The organism is Streptomyces apricus (assembly GCF_008369065.1).
GTDB classification, from domain to species: Bacteria; Actinomycetota; Actinomycetes; order Streptomycetales; family Streptomycetaceae; genus Streptomyces; species Streptomyces apricus.
This window is the reverse complement of record NZ_VDFC01000007.1, coordinates 16,310-32,300: the sequence shown is the minus strand read 5'-3', so window position 1 is coordinate 32,300 and position 15,991 is coordinate 16,310. Positions and strand designations below refer to the sequence as shown.

Below are 15,991 nucleotides of genomic sequence, written 5' to 3'. Positions count from 1 at the left end.
CATCGACAGGAGGTAGCGCACCTCCGCGATGCAGGTCTCCTCGTCGTCGTAGGCGAAGTGCGCCACCCCGCTGGTCTCGGCGTGCACGTCCGCGCCGCCCAGACCGTTCTGGGTGATCTCCTCGCCGGTGACCGCCTTGACGACGTCGGGACCGGTGATGAACATCTGCGAGGTCTCACGGACCATGAACACGAAGTCGGTCAGCGCCGGGCTGTAGGCCGCACCGCCCGCGCACGGGCCGAGCATCACCGAGATCTGCGGGATCACCCCGGAGGCGCGGGTGTTGCGCTGGAAGATGCCGCCGTAGCCGGCCAGCGCGCTGACGCCCTCCTGGATGCGGGCGCCCGCACCGTCGTTCAAAGACACCAGGGGCGCGCCGGCCGCGATGGCCATGTCCATGATCTTGTGGATCTTCGTGGCGTGCGCCTCGCCCAGCGCACCGCCGAAGATGCGGAAGTCGTGCGCGTACACGAAGACCGTCCGGCCCTCGACCGTGCCCCAGCCGGTCACCACACCGTCGGTGTAGGGCCGCTTGGCCTCCAGGCCGAACCCGGTCGCCCGGTGCCGGCGCAACTGCTCCACCTCGTTGAACGAGCCCTCGTCCAGCAGCAGCTCGATCCGCTCCCGCGAGGTCAGCTTGCCCTTGGCGTGCTGCGCCGCCGTGGCCTTCTCGCCCGGGCCGCGCACCGCCTCCGTGCGCAGGGAACGCAGTTCCGCCACCCGGCTCCGCGTGTCGCTCAGTGTCCCTCGTCCTCTCCGTGCGTGCCGTGCCGTGCCGTGCCGTGCCGCGGCCGTACGGTCCGGCCGGGCGCCCACTGTCCCGCGTACGTCTGACATGGCGCTGAGACGACCGCCTCAGGGCACGGCGCTCCTCCCGGGCGGACACGCCGCTGAGAAGCCCGTCTCAGCGGCCTGCAAGCGGTCTGCCAGAGCGCTCTGGAACCGTCCTTTCCGTACCGCGGATCGTGGAACGCGGACGGATCCGCCCCCCCTCGCACGACCGGCACGAGGACCGGGGAGGAGGTGCGGGCCCCGCCCGGCGCGTCCATCCGAGCTCCGAGCTCCGAGCGAAGGGAAAACCCGGCCCATGGCGGACAAGGCGCAAGCGCAGAGGACGGCCGAGCACGAGCCGAAGTTCTCGTATCCGATCCACCGCACGTCGCCCAACGAACCGCCGTGCGAGTACGCGCGGTTGAGGGACGAGCAACCGGTCTGCCCCATCAGCCTGCCCACCGGGCACCCGGCGTACCTGGTGACCCGCTACGAGGACGTGAAGACCGTCCTGTCGGACTCCCGGTTCAGCCGCGAGGCACTGTTCCGGGAGGGCGCGCCGCGCGCCCAGCTGGTCGAGCCCGACTCGTCGAGCCTGATCAGCATGGACCCGCCCCGCCACTCCGCGCTGCGCAACCTGACGAACCGTGAGTTCTCGCCGCGGCGCGCGGAGGCCATGCGCCCGCGGATCCAGGAGATCGTCGACAGGCTGCTCGACACGATGGCCGGCATGACCGCCCCGGTGGACCTGAACGCGACGCTCGCCCGTCCGATGGCCCTGGAGGTCATCTGCGAGCTGCTGGGGGTCCCCTACGAGGACCAGCACCTCTTCGGCGCGTGGTGCGACCACTTCATGTCGCTGACGAAGTACTCGGCCGAGGAGATCGTGCGGTCCAACACCGAGATGCGGACCTACATCGCGGACCTCGCCGAGCGGAAGCTGGAGGACCCCGGCGGCGACCTGCTCAGCAAACTGGCGCACTCGATGGCCGAGGAGCAGACCATCACGCACGAGGAACTGGTCAGCACCGGTGTGATGTTCCTGCTCGCGGGCCACGACACCACGGTGACGGTGACCGGGGGCGGCGCGGTGCTGCTGCTGCGCAACCCCGACCAGCTGGCGCTGGTGCGGGAGGACCCCGCGCTGATGGACGCCGCGGTCGAGGAGATCATCCGGCTCGTCACACCGGGGGACGGCACCTTCATCCGGATCACTCTGGAGGAGGTGGAGCTGTCCGGCACCGCCATCCCGCCGAACTCGGCCGTGATCGCGCCCATCAGCTCCGCCAACCGGGACGCGCGGGTCTTCGAGAACCCCGACGCCCTCGACGTGCACCGCACGGACAACAAGCACATCGGGTTCGCGCACGGCACGCACTTCTGCGCCGGATCGGCCCTCGCGCGGGCCGAGGTGCAGATCGCCATGAAGTCGTTGTTCTCCCGGTTCCCGACCCTGCGGCTGGCGGTCGACCCGGAGGAGCTGCGCTGGCGGCAGACCGCGGCGCTCGGCGGCTACGAGGAAATCCCCGTCACATGGTGAGCGGCGCGGCCACCACCCCCACCACCCGCCACCGCATCTGCCCGCTGTGCGAGGCGGGCTGCGGGCTCAGCGTCGAGATCGCGGACGGCCGGGCCGTGAAGGTCCGCGGCGCCGCCGAGGACGTGTTCAGCAAGGGGTACGTGTGCCCGAAGGGCATCGCGCTCGGGGACATCGACCAGGACCCGGACCGGCTCGACGCACCGCTGGTGCGCCGGCCGGACGGGGAGTTCGCCGAGGTCGGCTGGGACGAGGCGTTCGCCGAGGTGGCCCGCGGCCTGGCCCGGGTCGGGCGGGCGCACGGCAAGGACGCGCTGGCCCTCTACTACGGCAACCCGGTGARCCACGCCGTGGGGATACCGCTGCACGTGGCGGTGATGCGCCAGCACCTGGGCAGCCGCAACGTGTTCAGCTCCAGCACCGTCGACCAGATGCCGAAGAACGTCTCCTCGGGGCTGATGTTCGGCGACCCGTGGGCGATCCCGGTGCCGGACGTCGACCGCACCGACTTCCTGCTGGTGCTCGGCGCCAACCCGCTGGTCTCCAACGGCAGTCTGTGGACCGCGCCGGACCTGCCCGGCCGCATCCGCGCTCTGCGGGCGCGCGGCGGGCGGCTCGTGGTGGTGGACCCGCGGCGCACCCGGACCGCGGACGCCGCCGACCGGCACCTCGCGATCCGGCCGGGCACGGACGCCCTGCTCCTGTTCGCCCTCGTGCACACCCTGTTCGACGAAGGGCTGCAGACCCCGCTCGACCCCGAGCGGTACGCCGGAGCCGCCGAAGTCCGGGCGGCGGCCGAGCCGTTCGCGCCGGAGGCGGTGGCGGCGGCGTGCGGCACGGACGCCGCCGCCATCCGCGTCCTGGCCCGTGAGCTGGCCGCTGCGGAGCGCGCCGCCGTCTACACCCGGCTGGGCACCTCCGCCGCCGCCTTCGGCACCCTCACCAGCTGGCTGGTGGACGTGCTCAACGCCCTGACCGGCAACCTCGACCGGCCCGGCGGGGCGATGTTCGGCGAGTCCCAGCACAACGCGATGCGGCCGGCCGGCCCCCTGGTGACCGGCCGGTGGCACAGCCGGGTGCGCGGGCTGCCCGAGGTCCTCGGGGAGTTCCCCGCGGCCACGCTCGCCGACGAGATCGACACGCCCGGCGAGGGGCAGGTGCGCGCGCTCATCGCGGTCGGCTGCAACCCGGTGCTGGGCGCGCCCAACGGGGAGCGCCTCGAACGCTCCCTCGCCGGGCTGGAGTTCATGGTCGCCGTCGACCCGTACGTGAACGAGACGACCCGGCACGCGGACGTCGTCCTGCCGCCGCCGCGGGTGCTGGAGTCCGGGCACTTCGACATCGTGCTGTCCCGGCTCGCGGTGCGCCGCGTGGCCCGGTACTCGCCGCCCCTGGTGCCGCGGGCCCCGGACCGGCCGAGCGAGGCCGAGATCCTCGCCAGGATCACGCTGATGCTGGCCGGCGAGGGGGCGGGCGCCGACCCCGCCGCGCTGGACTCGGCGATCATCGACAGGACGCTGGCCGCGGCGGTCGCGGACCCCGGCTCGCCGCTGGCCGGACGGGACCCGGCCGAGCTGAGGGCGCGGCTGACCGGTGAGGACAGCACGGAACGGCGCATCGACCTGATGCTGCGGCTCGGCGCCTTCGGGGACCACTTCGGGCTGCGCCCGGACGGCGTGAACCTCGCGGTGCTGCGGGAGCGGCCCGAGGGCGTGGACTTCGGGCCGCTGCGGCCCCGGCTCGACGAGATCGTGGGCACCGCGTCGGGCCGGGTGGAACTGCTGCCCGCGCCGCTGGCGCGGGACGTGCCCCGGCTGCGGCGGTTCCTGCGGGAGGCCGGCCGGCCCGGCTTCCTGCTGGTGGGCCGGCGGCACCTGCGGTCGGTCAACAGCTGGTCGCACAACACGGCCGCCCTGTCCGGGGGTACGAACCGCTGCACCCTGGAGATCAACCCCGAGGACGCCGGCCGGCTCGGCATCACCGCTGGCGCCGAGGTGACGGTACGGGGCAGGGCGGGGGCGGTCGTGGCGCTCGCGGAGCCCACGGACCGGGTCGGCCCGGGGGTGGTGAGCCTGCCGCACGGCTGGGGGCACGGCCGGGACGGCGCACGGATGCCGTTCGCCGCGAAGGCACCGGGCGTGAACGTGAACGCGGTCACCGACGAACTGGTCGTCGACCCGCTCTCGGGCAACGCCGTCTTCAACGCGGTGCCGGTCGAGCTGTCGCCGGGGCGGGGTGAGCGGTCCTAGTGCAGGGTGCGGGCGCCGGTGCGGGCACGGGTACGAGTACGCGCCCGCGTACGGAGGAGGTGCCGGCGGCCCACCGCTGGCACCTCCTCCTGCCGCACCGGGCGCGGCTGTGCCGGCTGGCCCGGCTGCGGCTGACGTCCCTCCAGGACGTGGAGGACTGCGTCCAGGAGGCCATGCTGCGCGCCGCGCTCCACCGCGACCTCGACGAGGACCGGGTGGGCCCGTTCCTCACCTCGGTCACCCTGCGCCTGTGCGCGGACGTGCACCGGCACCGCGAACGCAGCCGCCGGGTGCTGCACCGGCACTCCCTCGCGGGGGAGGCGGCACCCGGCCCCGAGGAGACGGTGTGCTCGGCGGCCGAGGGCGCGTGGATGCTCCAGCAGGTCGACCGCCTCGCCGGCCGGGAGCGGGACATCGTGCTGGCCCGCATCGAGGGGACCAGCACGCGCGAGGCGGCGGACCGGCTCGGCATCTCGGTCAAGGCCGCGGAGGGAGCCTTCACCCGAGCCCGCGCCCGCCTGCGGCGCTGGCACGAGGCGGGGGTGGCGGGCTGAGGCGATGGCACGGACGGCCGCCGGCCGGTGCCGCCGACCACGCGCGGCACAACGCCGCACGATTGCACACGGCCTCGCACGGCTCCGCCGGTCCGGGCGCACCGGACGGTGCGTCCGGTGACCGGGTCCGGCGGTGCGGGGCGCCACGGACCGCGCTGCGAGGTGCCACGACCGCAGGCCGCCCGGACCCGGGTCCGGGCGAGGCGCGCCGGGTAGGTGACGGAGTGAGTGGCGCCGGTCGGGACCGGCGGCCGGGCGCGACGCAACGCCGGTCGGCCGAGGTTGCCCCGGGCCGCCGGAGCCCGGGCCGTCGGGTCGGGGGCCGAGGCGTACCTCCTGCCCGGCCGCGAGCGGACCGCCGCCCCGGAGCGGGGAGGCAGGCCGGGGCCCCCTATCGCGTGCAGGCCGCCGTCCGCGTGGACTATCTCGCCCGTGGTCTTCGGCAGCCAGTCCGACAGCAGGGCCACGACACTGCGGCCGACCGGTTCCGGGTCCGACACGTCCCAGGGGAGCGGCGACCGCTGGTCCCACACCTTCGCCAGTTCCGTGAACCCCGGGATCGACCTCGCCGCCATCGAACCGATCGGGCCCGCCGCCACCAGGTTGCAGCGGATGCCCAGCTTCCCCAGGTCACGGGCCAGGTAGCGCGAGGTCGCCTCCAGGGCCGCCTTGGCCGGCCCCATCCAGTCGTACTGCGGCCAGGCGAACCGGGCGTCGAAGGTCAGCCCGACCACCGCGCCGCCCTCGTCGCCGAACAGCGGCAGGCACGCGCTCGTCAGCGACTTCAGCGAGAAGGCCGAGGCGTGCAGGGCCGTGGCGACCGACTCGAAGGGCGTGCTGAGGAACTTGCCGCCGAGCGCGTCCTGGGGCGCGAACCCGATCGAGTGCACGAGGCCGTCGAGACCGCCGAGTTCCGCCCGCACCACGTCGGCGAGACCGGCCAGCTGCCCCTCGTCGGTGACGTCCAGCGCGACCACCGGGGCCGGGCGCGGCAGCCGCTGGGCCACCCGCTCGGTCAGGGAGGGCCGCGGGTACGCGGTGAGGAGGATCTCCGCGCCCTCCCGCTGGGCGACCTTCGCGGTGTGGAAGGCGATGGAGGACTCCAGCAGCACGCCGGTGACCAGGACGCGCTTGCCTTCGAGGATTCCGCTCATGGTGATCAGTGCCCCATACCCATTCCGCCGTCCACGGGAAGGACGGCTCCGGTGATGTACGACGCCTCCTCGGAGGCGAGGAACCGCACGGCCGCCGCGACCTCCCGCGGCGCCCCGTGACGGCCCAGCGGCACCTTGGCCACCAGGTCCGCGCGCTGCCGCGCGGACAGCGCCCGCGTCATGTCGGTGTCGACGATGCCGGGCGCCACCACGTTGAAGGTGATGTTCCGCGAGCCGAGCTCGCGGGCGAGCGAGCGGGCGAACCCGACCAGCCCGGCCTTGGAGGCCGCGTAGTTGGCCTGGCCCGGCGACCCGAGCAGTCCGGTGACCGAGGACACCAGGACCACGCGGCCCTTCCTGGCGCGCAGCATCCCGGCGGCCGCGGCCCGCACCGCGCGGAAGGCACCGGTCAGGTTCGTGTCCAGGACGGCGGCGAAGTCGTCCTCCGTCATGCGCAGCAGCAACCGGTCGCGGGTGACACCGGCGTTGGCGACGAGCACCTCGACGGGCCCGTGCCGCGCCCCGGCCTCCTCGACGGCCCGTTCGACCTGCCCGGGGTCGGTGAGGTCGCACCGCACGGGCAGCAGACCGGCCCGCTCCAGGGGACCGGGGTCGTCCGAGCGGTGGGTGACGGCGACCTGGTCACCGGCGTCGGCGAAGGCCCGGGCGACGGCGAGCCCGATGCCGCGGTTGCCTCCGGTGACGAGTACGGAACGGCTCATGGGCGTACGGTCTCCTGCGGTTCCAGCGCCGCCACCAGCGGCGAGTCGTGGTCGTACGGACCGGTGGCCGCGGAGCCGCCCGGGGAGCCGACGCCCTGGAAGAAGTCCTCGGCGGAGGCGCGGTAGCCCTGCCACGCGGCCGGCAGGTCGGCCTCGAAGAAGACGGCCTCCACCGGGCAGACCGGTTCGCAGGCCCCGCAGTCGACGCATTCGTCGGTCTGGATGTACAGGGCGCGGCGGCCTTCGTAGATGCAGTCGACGGGGCATTCGTCGACGCAGGACCTGTCCTTGACGTCGACACAGGGCTGGGCGATCACGTACGTCATGCGCGGATACCGTCCTGGGAGTGCGGAAGCGGGTCAGGCCCGGGTGAGGGCCAGTACGGCGTTCTGGCCGCCGAAGCCGAAGGAGTTGCTCACGGCCGCCTCCACGTCCGCCGCGCGGGCCTTCTCGGCCACGACGTCCAGCTCGATCCGCGGGTCCTGGCGGTCGAGGTTGGCGGTGGGCGGGATGAGCTGCCGGTCGAGGGTGAGGGCGGTGACGGCGGCCTCGATCGCACCGGCGGCGCCGAGCGAGTGGCCCACCACACCCTTGACGGAGGTGACGGCGGGCCGGTCCCCGAGGACCCGGCGGATCAGCCGGCTCTCCGCCGCGTCGTTGAGCGGCGTGGAGGTGCCGTGCGCGTTGACGTGCTGCACGGTGTCGGGGGAGAGCCCGGCGTCGTCCAGGGCGGCGCGCAGGGCGAGTTCGGCACTCGTGCCCTCCGGGTCCGGAGCGGTGGCGTGGTAGGCGTCGGCGGAGGCGCCGTACCCCGAGACGTGCGCGTACACATGGGCCCCGCGGGCGCGGGCGTCGGCGGCCCGTTCCAGTACGAGGACGGCGGCGCCCTCGGCCGGGACGAAGCCGTCGCGGTCGGCGTCGAAGGGCCGGGACGCGGTGCGCGGGTCGTCCTGGCGGCCGGTGAGCGCGCCCATCTGCGCGAAGCCGGAGACGATCGAGGGGATCAGGCACGCCTCGGTGCCGCCGGTGATCACCACGTCGCACACCCCCTGGCGGAGCAGTTCGCGGGCGGTGCCGACCGCGGTCGTGCCCGAGGCGCAGGCGGTGGCGGTGACGAGGTTGGGGCCGTGGGCGCCGTGCTGCATCGCCACGTACCCGGCCGACATGTTGACGGCGAGCATCGGGATGAGCAGCGGCGAGACGCTGAGGGGGCCGTCCTTGAGCAGCACATTGTGCTGCTTCTCCCAGCTGGCGGCGCCGCCGATGCCGCTGCCGAGGACGACGGCGACCCGCGTGCCGTCCCAGGCGGCGGGATCGAGCCCGCTGTCGCCGACCGCCTCGGCCGCCGCGGTGAGGGCGAAGTGGCTGCTGCGGTCGTAGCGCCACGCCTTGCGCCGTCCGATCGCCTCGTCGGCGTCGTAGCCGGGGATCCAGCAGCCGGCGGACGCGGGCAGGGCGGCCAGGGCCGGGACCCGCGAGGCGGCCGTGCCCTCGGCCGCGACGATCGTCTCCCACGCCTCGCGGGTCCCGATCCCGGCCGCGGTCACCATGCCGATGCCGGTGACCGCGGCGTCGAACCGGGCGGCCGCGCCCGCCATCAGGCCGCCACCGGCTTGCTCTCGATCACCTTGACGGCCTCTTCCAGGGTGCTCTGCGCACCGAGGTCGTCGTCGGTGAGCTTGACGCCGAACTCCTGCTGCACGGCCAGGGTCAGCTCCACCAGGGCCAGCGAGTCCAGCTCCAGTTCGCTGAAGGTGTCCGCGGGGCTGACGTCGCCGGTCTCGAAGCCGAAGTTCCGGACCAGCAGCCGGACGACCCGCTCGTAGGTGTCGTTCATGATGTCGCTCCTCGAAGAAGTCGGGACGGATCGGAAGGGATGTGACGGATGAAGTGACAAGTCGACAAGTCGTCGGCTCCAGAGGGGGCGGCGGGTCAGACGGGCACGACCGCCGGCCAGGTGAGTGTGGTCGCCCCCCAGGTCAGGCCGCCGCCGAAGGCGGTCAGCGCGGTGCTGTGGCCGGGGCGCAGGACCCCCGCCGTGACCGCGTCGGCCAGGGCCAGCGGGATGGACGCGGCGGAGGTGTTGCCGACCCGGTCGAGGTGGACCGGGAAGCGTTCGCGGGGCAGCCGCAGCCGGTCGGCGACCGCGTGCAGGATCCGCAGGTTGGCCTGGTGGGCGACGAGGACGTCGAGCTCCTCGGGGCGCCGGCCGGCCCGGGCGGCGGCCTCGGTGGTCGCGTCGGACATCCGCTCCACCGCGTTGCGGAACACCTGGCGGCCCGCCATCCGGAAGTAGGGGTCGGCCGGTTCGGAGTGGGCCTGGCCCGCATGGAACGGCCGGCGCGACCCGCCGGACGGCACCTGGATCAGCTCGTTGCCGGTGCCGTCGCTGCCGAGCACCAGCGGGCCGAGCGCGCCCGGCTCGTCCGGTGCGCCGGCCCGCAGCACCACCGCGCCGGCGCCGTCGCCGAAGATGGCCCGGGTGGAGCGGTCGGCGGGGTCGAGGATGCCGGAGTAGGTCTCGGCGCCGACCACCAGCACGCTGTCGGCGGTGCCCGAGGCGATAAGCCCGGCGCCGGCCGCGAGACCGTACAGGAAGCCGGTGCACACCGCCGCCACGTCGAAGGCGGGCACGGTGCCCAGGCCGAGCCGGGAGGCCACCACCGGGGCGGTGGCCGGGCAGGAGTGGTCGGGCGTGGTGGTGGCGAGCACGACCGCGTCCGCGCCGTCCGGGCCGGTGCCCGACGCGGCGGACTTCAGGGCCCGCTCACCGGCCTCCACCGCCAGGTCGGAGGTGGCCTGGCCGGGAGCGGCGAGGTACCGCTGCCCGATGCCGGTGCGGCTGCGGATCCACTCGTCGGAGGTGTCCAGCTCCCGTGCCAGGTCGTCGTTGCCGACGGCCCGGGACGGCAGGTACGTACCGAGACCGCACAGGACCGCCGCGCGGGCCATCAGACCCTCCCCGCCGCGGGCCGCGCGTCCCGCTCCAGGGCCGCCACCTCGTCGCTGACCTCGCCGAGGTAGTCCGAGACGTCCCGGTAGGAACGCAGCAGCCCCACCTCCTCGTACGGCATCCCGTGCGTCAGCAGGTACTCCTTGACCAGCGGCTGGGAGCGGCGCAGGTTGCGGCGCGGCATGGACGGGAACAGGTGGTGCTCGATCTGGTAGTTGAGGCCGCCGTAGAAGAAGTCGACGGCCCGGTTCGGCAGGACGTTGCGCGAGGTCACCACCTGGCGGGTGAGCCAGTCCAGCTCCTCCTGCGCCCCGTCGCGCACCGGCAGGCCCTTGTGGTTGGGGGCGAACAGCAGCCCCATGTAGAAGCCGAAGAGTGCCTGGTGGACGACGACGAAGGCGATCGCCTTGCCGGGCGACAGCACCCAGAACACGGCCGTGAAGTAGCCGGCCAGGTGCAGCGTGAGCAGCGCCAGGTCGGCCGCGGCGTACCGCTTCAGCGCGCCCTTGCGGGCGGCGACGTAGCCGGACAGGTGCAGCCGCAGCCCCTCCAGCATGATCATCACGTAGAACATCCACGCCTGGTGGCGCACGATGAACCGCTGGGTGACGCTGGTGCGCTTCGTACGGTGCTTCGCGTCGAAGATGACCTGGCGGCGGGTGATGTCGGGGTCGAGCGAGAGGTGGTTCGGGAAGTTGTGGTGCTTGGTGTGGTGCCCGGTCCACCAGCCGAAGCTGACCCCGGTGAGCACGTTGCCGTGCAGGTAGCCGACGAGGTCGCCGCCCCTGCGGGTGCGGAAGATCTGACGGTGGCCCGCGTCGTGCCCGATCATGTCCGTCTGGCCGAAGCAGAACGCCAGGAACACGGCCGTGGCGAGCTGCCACCAGCTGTCGCCGAGCAGCGCGAAGGCCGTCCAGCCCGCGGCGAGCAGCAGCGCGTTGAGGGCGACCTTGAAGACGTAGTAGCCGGGCTGGATGTCCATCAGGCCCTCGCCGCGCACCAGCCGGGTGACCTCCTCCAAGCTCGCGGTGGCGGTGCTGCCGGCACCGGGGTCGCGGGTCGTGGTCATATCGCTTCCCCCAGGCCCATGTAGTCGAGCCGGGTGTGCTGCATCCGCTCGGCCCACGACCGGCCGGTCTCCATGCGCTCCTCGGCGGTGGTGTCCGCGAGCCGGCGGCCGGGCCAGGCTTCGTAGTCGCCGAGCAGGTGGCCGTGTTCCTCGACGCCCTGCTGGAAGAGGGCCTCGCGGCGCAGCAGTTGTTCCGTGGTGGGCAGCTTGCCCCACAACTCGTAGCCCTCCGCCATCAGTTCCAGCAGCCGCGGCTTCTCCTCGGGGTGCTTCAGGAGGTGCTCGCGCAGGACGGAGCTGCCGACGGTCAGATGGCGGATCTCGTCGATGCCGGCCCCGCGCTCGATGTCGGCCGCGGCCGGGTCGAAGACGCGCCACTTGCGCTCGCTGAGCTCGGCCGCGGGCGCGAGCACGCCCTCCACCAGCACGGTCAGCACCAGGACGCCCCCGATGAAGTCCCGCTCGTCGCGCAGCACCCGCAGACCGAAGTTCTCCAGCGGTACGAGGATGTCGGCGCTGTCCCGCGCGGCGACCCGCTCCACCTCGTCGGCCAGCTCGTGCTCCGCGACGCCCAGGTGCAGCAGGTGGCCGCGGAACACCATGGCGTGCCTGGCCTCGTCCAGCAGCTGGGTGGCGTAGAACTCCATGGTGGCGTTGTCGGGCGCGAGGGCGACCAGGTGGCCGATGGCGCGGGTGGCCTTCTCCTCGGCGAGCGAACGGAAGGCCAGTTCCTGGACGAGGGCGCTGTTCAGCGGGCCCTCCCCGGCCACGACGTCCAGCGGCCGTACGTCGTCGGCGTGCCCGCGGACATGGCCGCGCAGCGTCCCCTGCGGGACGGACCCGAGCCAGTACGCGAGGCCGCAGGCCGCCGCCGGCAGCTCCAGGTTCAGCGCGCCGTCCATCAGGCCGGGCGCCCGTTCCCAGTCCGCCTCGGCCGGGATGTGTGCGGCAGTCATGGGTGTGTCTTCCTTTCCGTGGACACCCGGGGTGACGGGCTGTCGGGGCCGGCGTGCAGGACGCCGGCGAAGTTGACCAGGGGAGCGGTGGCGTGGGAGCCGCCCGCCAGCACCCCGGCGAAGAGGAACTCGTGGTTCCCGGCGGCGACGGTGCGCTCCAGCCGGCAGGTCAGCCAGCACACCGCCCCCCGCAGCCGAGGCCCGGGCTCTCCCGGGTGCTCGTCCCAGGCCCCCGCGGGCAGCTGGGCGAGCCCCCTGGGGCGCCGGCGGCGGGCGAAGTGCCGGGCCAGCCATTCGTGGTCGGCCGCCAGGCCGTTGGCGACGAAGCCGCCGGCGGCCAGCAGGGCCGCCAGGCCCCTGCTGCCCTGGCGCAGCGCGACGCACACCATGGGCGGGTCGCCCGGGACCGTGGTCAGGGTGGAGACGGTGACCCCTTCGGCCTCGGCGGCGGTGCCGCAGGTCAGCACGGTCACCCCGGTCACCAGGTGCCGCATCGTCGCGTCCAGCGCGGTGGCCGTCGTCCGCAGTGCGGGGGCGCTCGTCATGCGACCGTACGCAGGGTCGTGGAGTCGCCGATCGCGGCGGAGTACTCGCTGCGGAACCGCCGGTAGGCCTGGTGGGGTTCGGGCTCGAAGCGCAGCCCGAACGGCTTGAGGAAGTTGCCGAACAGGGCGCGGTCCCCGAACAGGTGGATCGGCAGCGCCAGCAGCGCCCACTCCGGCCCCCGCAGCCAGATCCACACCAGCGCGACCAGGCCCTGGGTGACCAGGCTGTGCATGACGTTGTACGCCAGGTAGTAGCCCTTGTGGAGGTCGCCGTGACCGGTCAGCCGGAAGGCGACGGCGCCGGGGAGGTAGCCGATGAGGTCGATGTAGACGAACAGGGCGGCCGCCGCCCACCAGTCGACCGCGTCGAGGTGGGTGAAGAGGAGCACCACGGACACCACCAGGCCGAGTCCGTACTCGGCCCGCACCAGCGCGGCCGTGGTGGGCGTCATGAACAGGTTCTTGGTGTCCATCTCACACCGCCCCCGCCCCGGCGAGCGGGATCTCGGCCGGCGGCAGCGACACCGCGTGGGCGAGGGCCTCGTCACCGACGACGTGCCCCGCACCGCCGAACAAGCCGATCACGACGCGGGCGATGGTCTCCTTGATGACGCGTTCGGCGACCGGGTCCAGGATCCCGGCGAGGCTCGGGATGCCGAAGTCGAAGCCGGCGCGGAAGTCGACGAGGCAGCCGCCGGGGCGCTGCGAGATCCGCCACTCGCCCTCGAACTCCTCGAAGTCGCCGTCGAGCTGGGTGAAGGCGATCGCGAGGTCCGCCGGGTCGAAGCGGTCGGACTCGGTCCAGCGCAGGATGCCGTTGCGGAAGTACACCTCCCAGTCGCTGGTCTCCTCGCCGGAGCCGTCACCGGCGCCGGCGTCGGTGCTGCCGTCGTGGACGGTCACGGCGCGGACCACCGGGACCAGCTCCGGATAGCGGGCGAACTGCTTGACCTGGCCGTACCCCGCCGCCGGAGAGACACCGGGCAGCTCGACGGCCACGTGAACACTGCGCATGGGTTCCATTCACCTTCGGAAGGTCGGTACGTATCGGGCGGCCTGCGCGCGGCAGGCGCGGTCGAGGGCGTCGTAGAGGAAGCGGGTGTCGGAAGCGGTCAGGACCGCGGGCGGCGTGAGCCGCAGCACCAGGTGCGAGTTGAGCGAGTGGTTGGCGACCACGCCGTGCTGGATCAGCTCGATGAGCAGGTCGCCGGCCGGACCGGGGACCGTGAACTCGATCCCGATCAGCAGGCCCTTGCCGCGCACCTCGCGCAGCACCGGGCCGTAGTGCCGGGTGACGATCTCCCGGACGGTGGCCAGCATCCCGGTACCCAGGTCGCGCGCCCGGCCGACCAGGTCCTCCTCCGCCAGGGCGGCCAGCGAACCCCGTACCGCGGCCATCGCCAGCGGGGTGCCGGAGAACGTGGAGGTGTGCAGGTAGGGGTCCTTGTCGAAGGCGGCGAACGCCTCCGGGGTGGCGAGGACCGCCGACACCGGCAGGACGCCCCCGCCCAGCGCCTTCCCGGCCAGCAGCGCGTCGGGCGTGACGCCCTCCTCGTCGGCCCCCCACCAGTGGCCGAGCCGCCCGAGGCCGGTCTGGATCTCGTCCAGCACGAAGAAGGCGCCGTAGGCGCGGCACAGCTCCTGCACGGCGCGCAGATAGCCGGGCGGCGGCAGCACCACACCGGCCTCGCCCTGTACGGGTTCGACGACGAAGCAGGCCCGGCCCGCCGCGGCGGCGAGCCGCTCCTCCAGCGCGTCCGCGTCCCCGTAGGGAACGTGCTCGACTCCCGCCAGCAGGGGCCGGAACGGGGCCTGGAACAGGTCGTTGCCGGTGAGGCTGAGCGCGCCCGTGGTCTTGCCGTGGTAGCCGCCGCGGGTCGCGATCAGCCGGTCCTTGCCGAGACTGCGGGCGATCTTGATCGCGGTCTCCACGGCCTCGGCGCCCGAGCAGGCGAAGTGGACCCGCTCCAGCCCCTCGGGCGCCCTGGCGGCCAGCGCCTGGGCGGCGAGTGCGGCCTGCGGTTCCAGGAAGACGCGGCTGGCGACCGGGTGCCGGTGCAGCTGCTCGGTGACGTGGCGTACGACGACCGGGTGCCGGGCGCCGGTGATGAGCACGCCGTAGCTGCCGCAGTTGAGGAACCGCCGCCCCTCGTGGGTGGTGAGCCAGGCACCCTCGGACTCCGTCTCGACGTGGCCGCCGAACAGCTCGCCCAAGGTGGCGCGCCCCTTGCTCAGGTGGGCGCGGTACAGCCGCCCGATGTGCTCCCGCCCGTGCAGCGCCGCGTCCGCGGGAGGCGTCGTGGTGGTGGTCATCAGGTGGGACTCCTCAGGCCAGCCGCAGCGGCTTGCCGCCGATGTGCTCGACGAACGGCTCGGTGAAGGCGGAACGGGACGGCGGGTGGAACGACAGGCCGTGGGAGGCCGCGGCCAGGTAGGCGATGTCTCCCGAGCCGATGAAGGCCATCCCGCCCAGCAGCTCGACGGCCTGGCGCACCACGTCGCCGATGGCGTCCTGGGCGCCGTAGCGCGCCACCAGGGACTTGGCGAGCGCCGCGTTGCCCCGCTCGCCGTCGGCGACCATCCGGGCGACGCCCTCCAGCAACTGCGCCGCGGTCTCCAGCCGGATGCCGAGCTGCGCCCGTTCGGAGGCCGAGCCGCGCCCGCCGGCCATGACCCGTTCGGCCAGCGCGCTGGCGACCCCCAGGTAGCAGGCGGAGATCAGCATCTCGAACCAGATGAAACCGACGGTCTGCAGCTCGTCCAGCTCACCGCTGTCGCCCAGTTCGGTCCGCATGACCTGCTGTTCGTCGACGAGGACGTCGGTGAGGCGGATCTCGTCGCTCTCGGCCCCGGCCAGGGCCCAGCTGGACCAGAACGGATGGACGCTGAGCCCGTCGGTCTGCCGGGGCACCAGCAGCACCGCCGTCTCCCCGGGGCCGGCGCCGTCGGCGGCGGGCAGCGCCACGCTCGCGGTGAGCAGGTCCATGGAGGCGGACAGACTGCACGGCTTCTTGGCGCCGTTGACGCGGTAGCCCTTGCCGCCCTCGTCGAGGCGGGCCTCCATGGTGGGGGCGAGGATGCCCCGGCCTGGCCGGCCCTCGGCGAACCCGGAGGCGACCAGCAGGTTCTGCTCCACGATGCCTTCCAGCAGGGCCCATTCCACGCCGCTGGACTGCAGGCTGTCGGCGAGCGAGAAGAGGGTGGCGACGGAGAAGTGGTGCATCGTGGTCGCCACGGCGAGCGAGGGCGAGGCGGCGGCCAGCGCCCGGGTGACGTCGACCGCCTCCACGGGGCCGGCGCCGAGCCCGGAGTACGCCTTGGGGATGACCAGGGCGGGCCCGCCGCGCGAGCGGAACAGCTCGACGGCGGGGCTGCCCGGCTTCTCCAGCCGGTCGAGCGGGTGCTCGCCGAGCCGGTCGAGCAGTCCGGGCAGGTGGCGTTCACAGGTCTCGCGGGCGGCATCCAGGGCACGCATGGCAAC

General features: G+C 73.6%; 16 protein-coding genes and 1 pseudogene. 3 read left to right on the top strand and 14 right to left on the bottom strand.

What is annotated here, in order from left to right:
• The coding region (locus FGF04_RS02985) for an acyl-CoA carboxylase subunit beta (RefSeq protein ID WP_328596269.1) at positions 1–741 on the bottom strand (741 nt) is incomplete at its 3' end.
• A 346-nt stretch (positions 742–1,087) separates the two neighbouring features.
• Between FGF04_RS02985 and FGF04_RS02980 the strand changes: the two genes are divergently transcribed.
• The 3 genes from FGF04_RS02980 to FGF04_RS02970 are packed head-to-tail and all read left to right on the top strand — an operon-like array spanning position 1,088 to position 5,111.
• Complete coding sequence (locus tag FGF04_RS02980; RefSeq protein ID WP_188113942.1) at positions 1,088–2,311, top strand: cytochrome P450; 1,224 nt, start codon at positions 1,088–1,090, stop codon at positions 2,309–2,311.
• Positions 2,305–4,557, top strand: a complete 2,253-nt coding sequence (locus FGF04_RS02975) for a molybdopterin-dependent oxidoreductase (protein WP_149509621.1) — start codon at positions 2,305–2,307, stop codon at positions 4,555–4,557. The genes FGF04_RS02980 and FGF04_RS02975 overlap by 7 nt, the downstream gene beginning before the upstream one ends.
• A 59-nt stretch (positions 4,558–4,616) precedes the next feature.
• Positions 4,617–5,111, top strand: a complete 495-nt coding sequence (locus FGF04_RS02970) for a sigma-70 family RNA polymerase sigma factor (protein WP_149509626.1) — start codon at positions 4,617–4,619, stop codon at positions 5,109–5,111.
• Positions 5,112–5,500: 389 nt separating this feature from the next.
• Here the strand turns inward: FGF04_RS02970 and fabI are convergent.
• The 13 genes and pseudogenes from fabI to FGF04_RS02905 all read right to left on the bottom strand — a co-directional run.
• Positions 5,501–6,265: pseudogene (gene fabI, locus FGF04_RS02965) on the bottom strand (enoyl-ACP reductase FabI); the annotation flags it as partial.
• Between the two features lie 5 nt (positions 6,266–6,270).
• Positions 6,271–6,987: a 3-oxoacyl-ACP reductase FabG gene (gene fabG, locus FGF04_RS02960; RefSeq protein ID WP_149509620.1), complete on the bottom strand. Its 717-nt coding sequence runs from the start codon at positions 6,985–6,987 to the stop codon at positions 6,271–6,273.
• The gene (gene fdxA, locus FGF04_RS02955; protein ID WP_149509619.1) at positions 6,984–7,313 is read right to left on the bottom strand and encodes a ferredoxin; all 330 of its coding nucleotides are present in this window, start codon (positions 7,311–7,313) and stop codon (positions 6,984–6,986) included. Before fdxA ends, fabG begins: the two co-directional genes overlap by 4 nt.
• A gap of 33 nt (positions 7,314–7,346) precedes the next feature.
• Entirely contained in the window at positions 7,347–8,585 is a 1,239-nt protein-coding gene (locus tag FGF04_RS02950; protein ID WP_149509618.1) for a beta-ketoacyl-[acyl-carrier-protein] synthase family protein, read from the bottom strand.
• Positions 8,585–8,824, bottom strand: a complete 240-nt coding sequence (locus tag FGF04_RS02945) for an acyl carrier protein (RefSeq protein ID WP_149509617.1) — start codon at positions 8,822–8,824, stop codon at positions 8,585–8,587. Before FGF04_RS02945 ends, FGF04_RS02950 begins: the two co-directional genes overlap by 1 nt.
• Before the next feature lie 95 nt (positions 8,825–8,919).
• Positions 8,920–9,939, bottom strand: a complete 1,020-nt coding sequence (locus tag FGF04_RS02940; RefSeq protein ID WP_149509616.1) for a beta-ketoacyl-ACP synthase III — start codon at positions 9,937–9,939, stop codon at positions 8,920–8,922.
• Entirely contained in the window at positions 9,939–11,009 is a 1,071-nt protein-coding gene (locus FGF04_RS02935; protein ID WP_149509615.1) for a fatty acid desaturase family protein, read from the bottom strand. The genes FGF04_RS02940 and FGF04_RS02935 overlap by 1 nt, the downstream gene beginning before the upstream one ends.
• Entirely contained in the window at positions 11,006–11,965 is a 960-nt protein-coding gene (locus FGF04_RS02930; protein ID WP_149509614.1) for a VlmB-like protein, read from the bottom strand. Before FGF04_RS02930 ends, FGF04_RS02935 begins: the two co-directional genes overlap by 4 nt.
• Positions 11,962–12,510 (bottom strand): flavin reductase family protein, encoded by a 549-nt coding sequence (locus FGF04_RS02925; RefSeq protein WP_149509613.1) that lies wholly within the window; start codon positions 12,508–12,510, stop codon positions 11,962–11,964. The genes FGF04_RS02930 and FGF04_RS02925 overlap by 4 nt, the downstream gene beginning before the upstream one ends.
• A complete protein-coding gene (locus FGF04_RS02920) occupies positions 12,507–12,983 on the bottom strand; it encodes a hypothetical protein (protein WP_149509612.1) in 477 nt (158 codons plus the stop codon). The genes FGF04_RS02925 and FGF04_RS02920 overlap by 4 nt, the downstream gene beginning before the upstream one ends.
• 1 nt (position 12,984) lies before the next feature.
• The gene (locus FGF04_RS02915; protein ID WP_149509611.1) at positions 12,985–13,524 is read right to left on the bottom strand and encodes a type II toxin-antitoxin system RatA family toxin; all 540 of its coding nucleotides are present in this window, start codon (positions 13,522–13,524) and stop codon (positions 12,985–12,987) included.
• Positions 13,525–13,533: 9 nt separating this feature from the next.
• Positions 13,534–14,823 carry an aspartate aminotransferase family protein gene (locus FGF04_RS02910; RefSeq protein ID WP_149509610.1) on the bottom strand — a complete coding sequence of 430 codons (1,290 nt, stop codon included), beginning with the start codon at positions 14,821–14,823 and terminating at the stop codon, positions 13,534–13,536.
• Positions 14,824–14,836: 13 nt separating this feature from the next.
• Positions 14,837–15,985, bottom strand: a complete 1,149-nt coding sequence (locus FGF04_RS02905; RefSeq protein ID WP_149509609.1) for an acyl-CoA dehydrogenase family protein — start codon at positions 15,983–15,985, stop codon at positions 14,837–14,839.
• Positions 15,986–15,991: the final 6 nt, after the last annotated feature.

What these genes read in the sequence shown, in the direction of transcription:
- FGF04_RS02945 (WP_149509617.1), bottom strand. Translation starts at nt 8,824, where the DNA reads ATGAACGACACCTACGAGCGGGTCGTCCGGCTGCTGGTCCGGAACTTC.
- FGF04_RS02980 (WP_188113942.1), top strand. Translation starts at nt 1,088, where the DNA reads ATGGCGGACAAGGCGCAAGCGCAGAGGACGGCCGAGCACGAGCCGAAG.
- fdxA (WP_149509619.1), bottom strand. Translation starts at nt 7,313, where the DNA reads ATGACGTACGTGATCGCCCAGCCCTGTGTCGACGTCAAGGACAGGTCC.
- FGF04_RS02935 (WP_149509615.1), bottom strand. Translation starts at nt 11,009, where the DNA reads ATGACCACGACCCGCGACCCCGGTGCCGGCAGCACCGCCACCGCGAGC.
- FGF04_RS02940 (WP_149509616.1), bottom strand. Translation starts at nt 9,939, where the DNA reads ATGGCCCGCGCGGCGGTCCTGTGCGGTCTCGGTACGTACCTGCCGTCC.
- FGF04_RS02910 (WP_149509610.1), bottom strand. Translation starts at nt 14,823, where the DNA reads ATGACCACCACCACGACGCCTCCCGCGGACGCGGCGCTGCACGGGCGG.
- FGF04_RS02925 (WP_149509613.1), bottom strand. Translation starts at nt 12,510, where the DNA reads ATGACGAGCGCCCCCGCACTGCGGACGACGGCCACCGCGCTGGACGCG.
- FGF04_RS02930 (WP_149509614.1), bottom strand. Translation starts at nt 11,965, where the DNA reads ATGACTGCCGCACACATCCCGGCCGAGGCGGACTGGGAACGGGCGCCC.
- FGF04_RS02915 (WP_149509611.1), bottom strand. Translation starts at nt 13,524, where the DNA reads ATGCGCAGTGTTCACGTGGCCGTCGAGCTGCCCGGTGTCTCTCCGGCG.
- fabG (WP_149509620.1), bottom strand. Translation starts at nt 6,987, where the DNA reads ATGAGCCGTTCCGTACTCGTCACCGGAGGCAACCGCGGCATCGGGCTC.
- FGF04_RS02905 (WP_149509609.1), bottom strand. Translation starts at nt 15,985, where the DNA reads ATGCGTGCCCTGGATGCCGCCCGCGAGACCTGTGAACGCCACCTGCCC.
- FGF04_RS02950 (WP_149509618.1), bottom strand. Translation starts at nt 8,585, where the DNA reads ATGGCGGGCGCGGCCGCCCGGTTCGACGCCGCGGTCACCGGCATCGGC.
- FGF04_RS02920 (WP_149509612.1), bottom strand. Translation starts at nt 12,983, where the DNA reads ATGGACACCAAGAACCTGTTCATGACGCCCACCACGGCCGCGCTGGTG.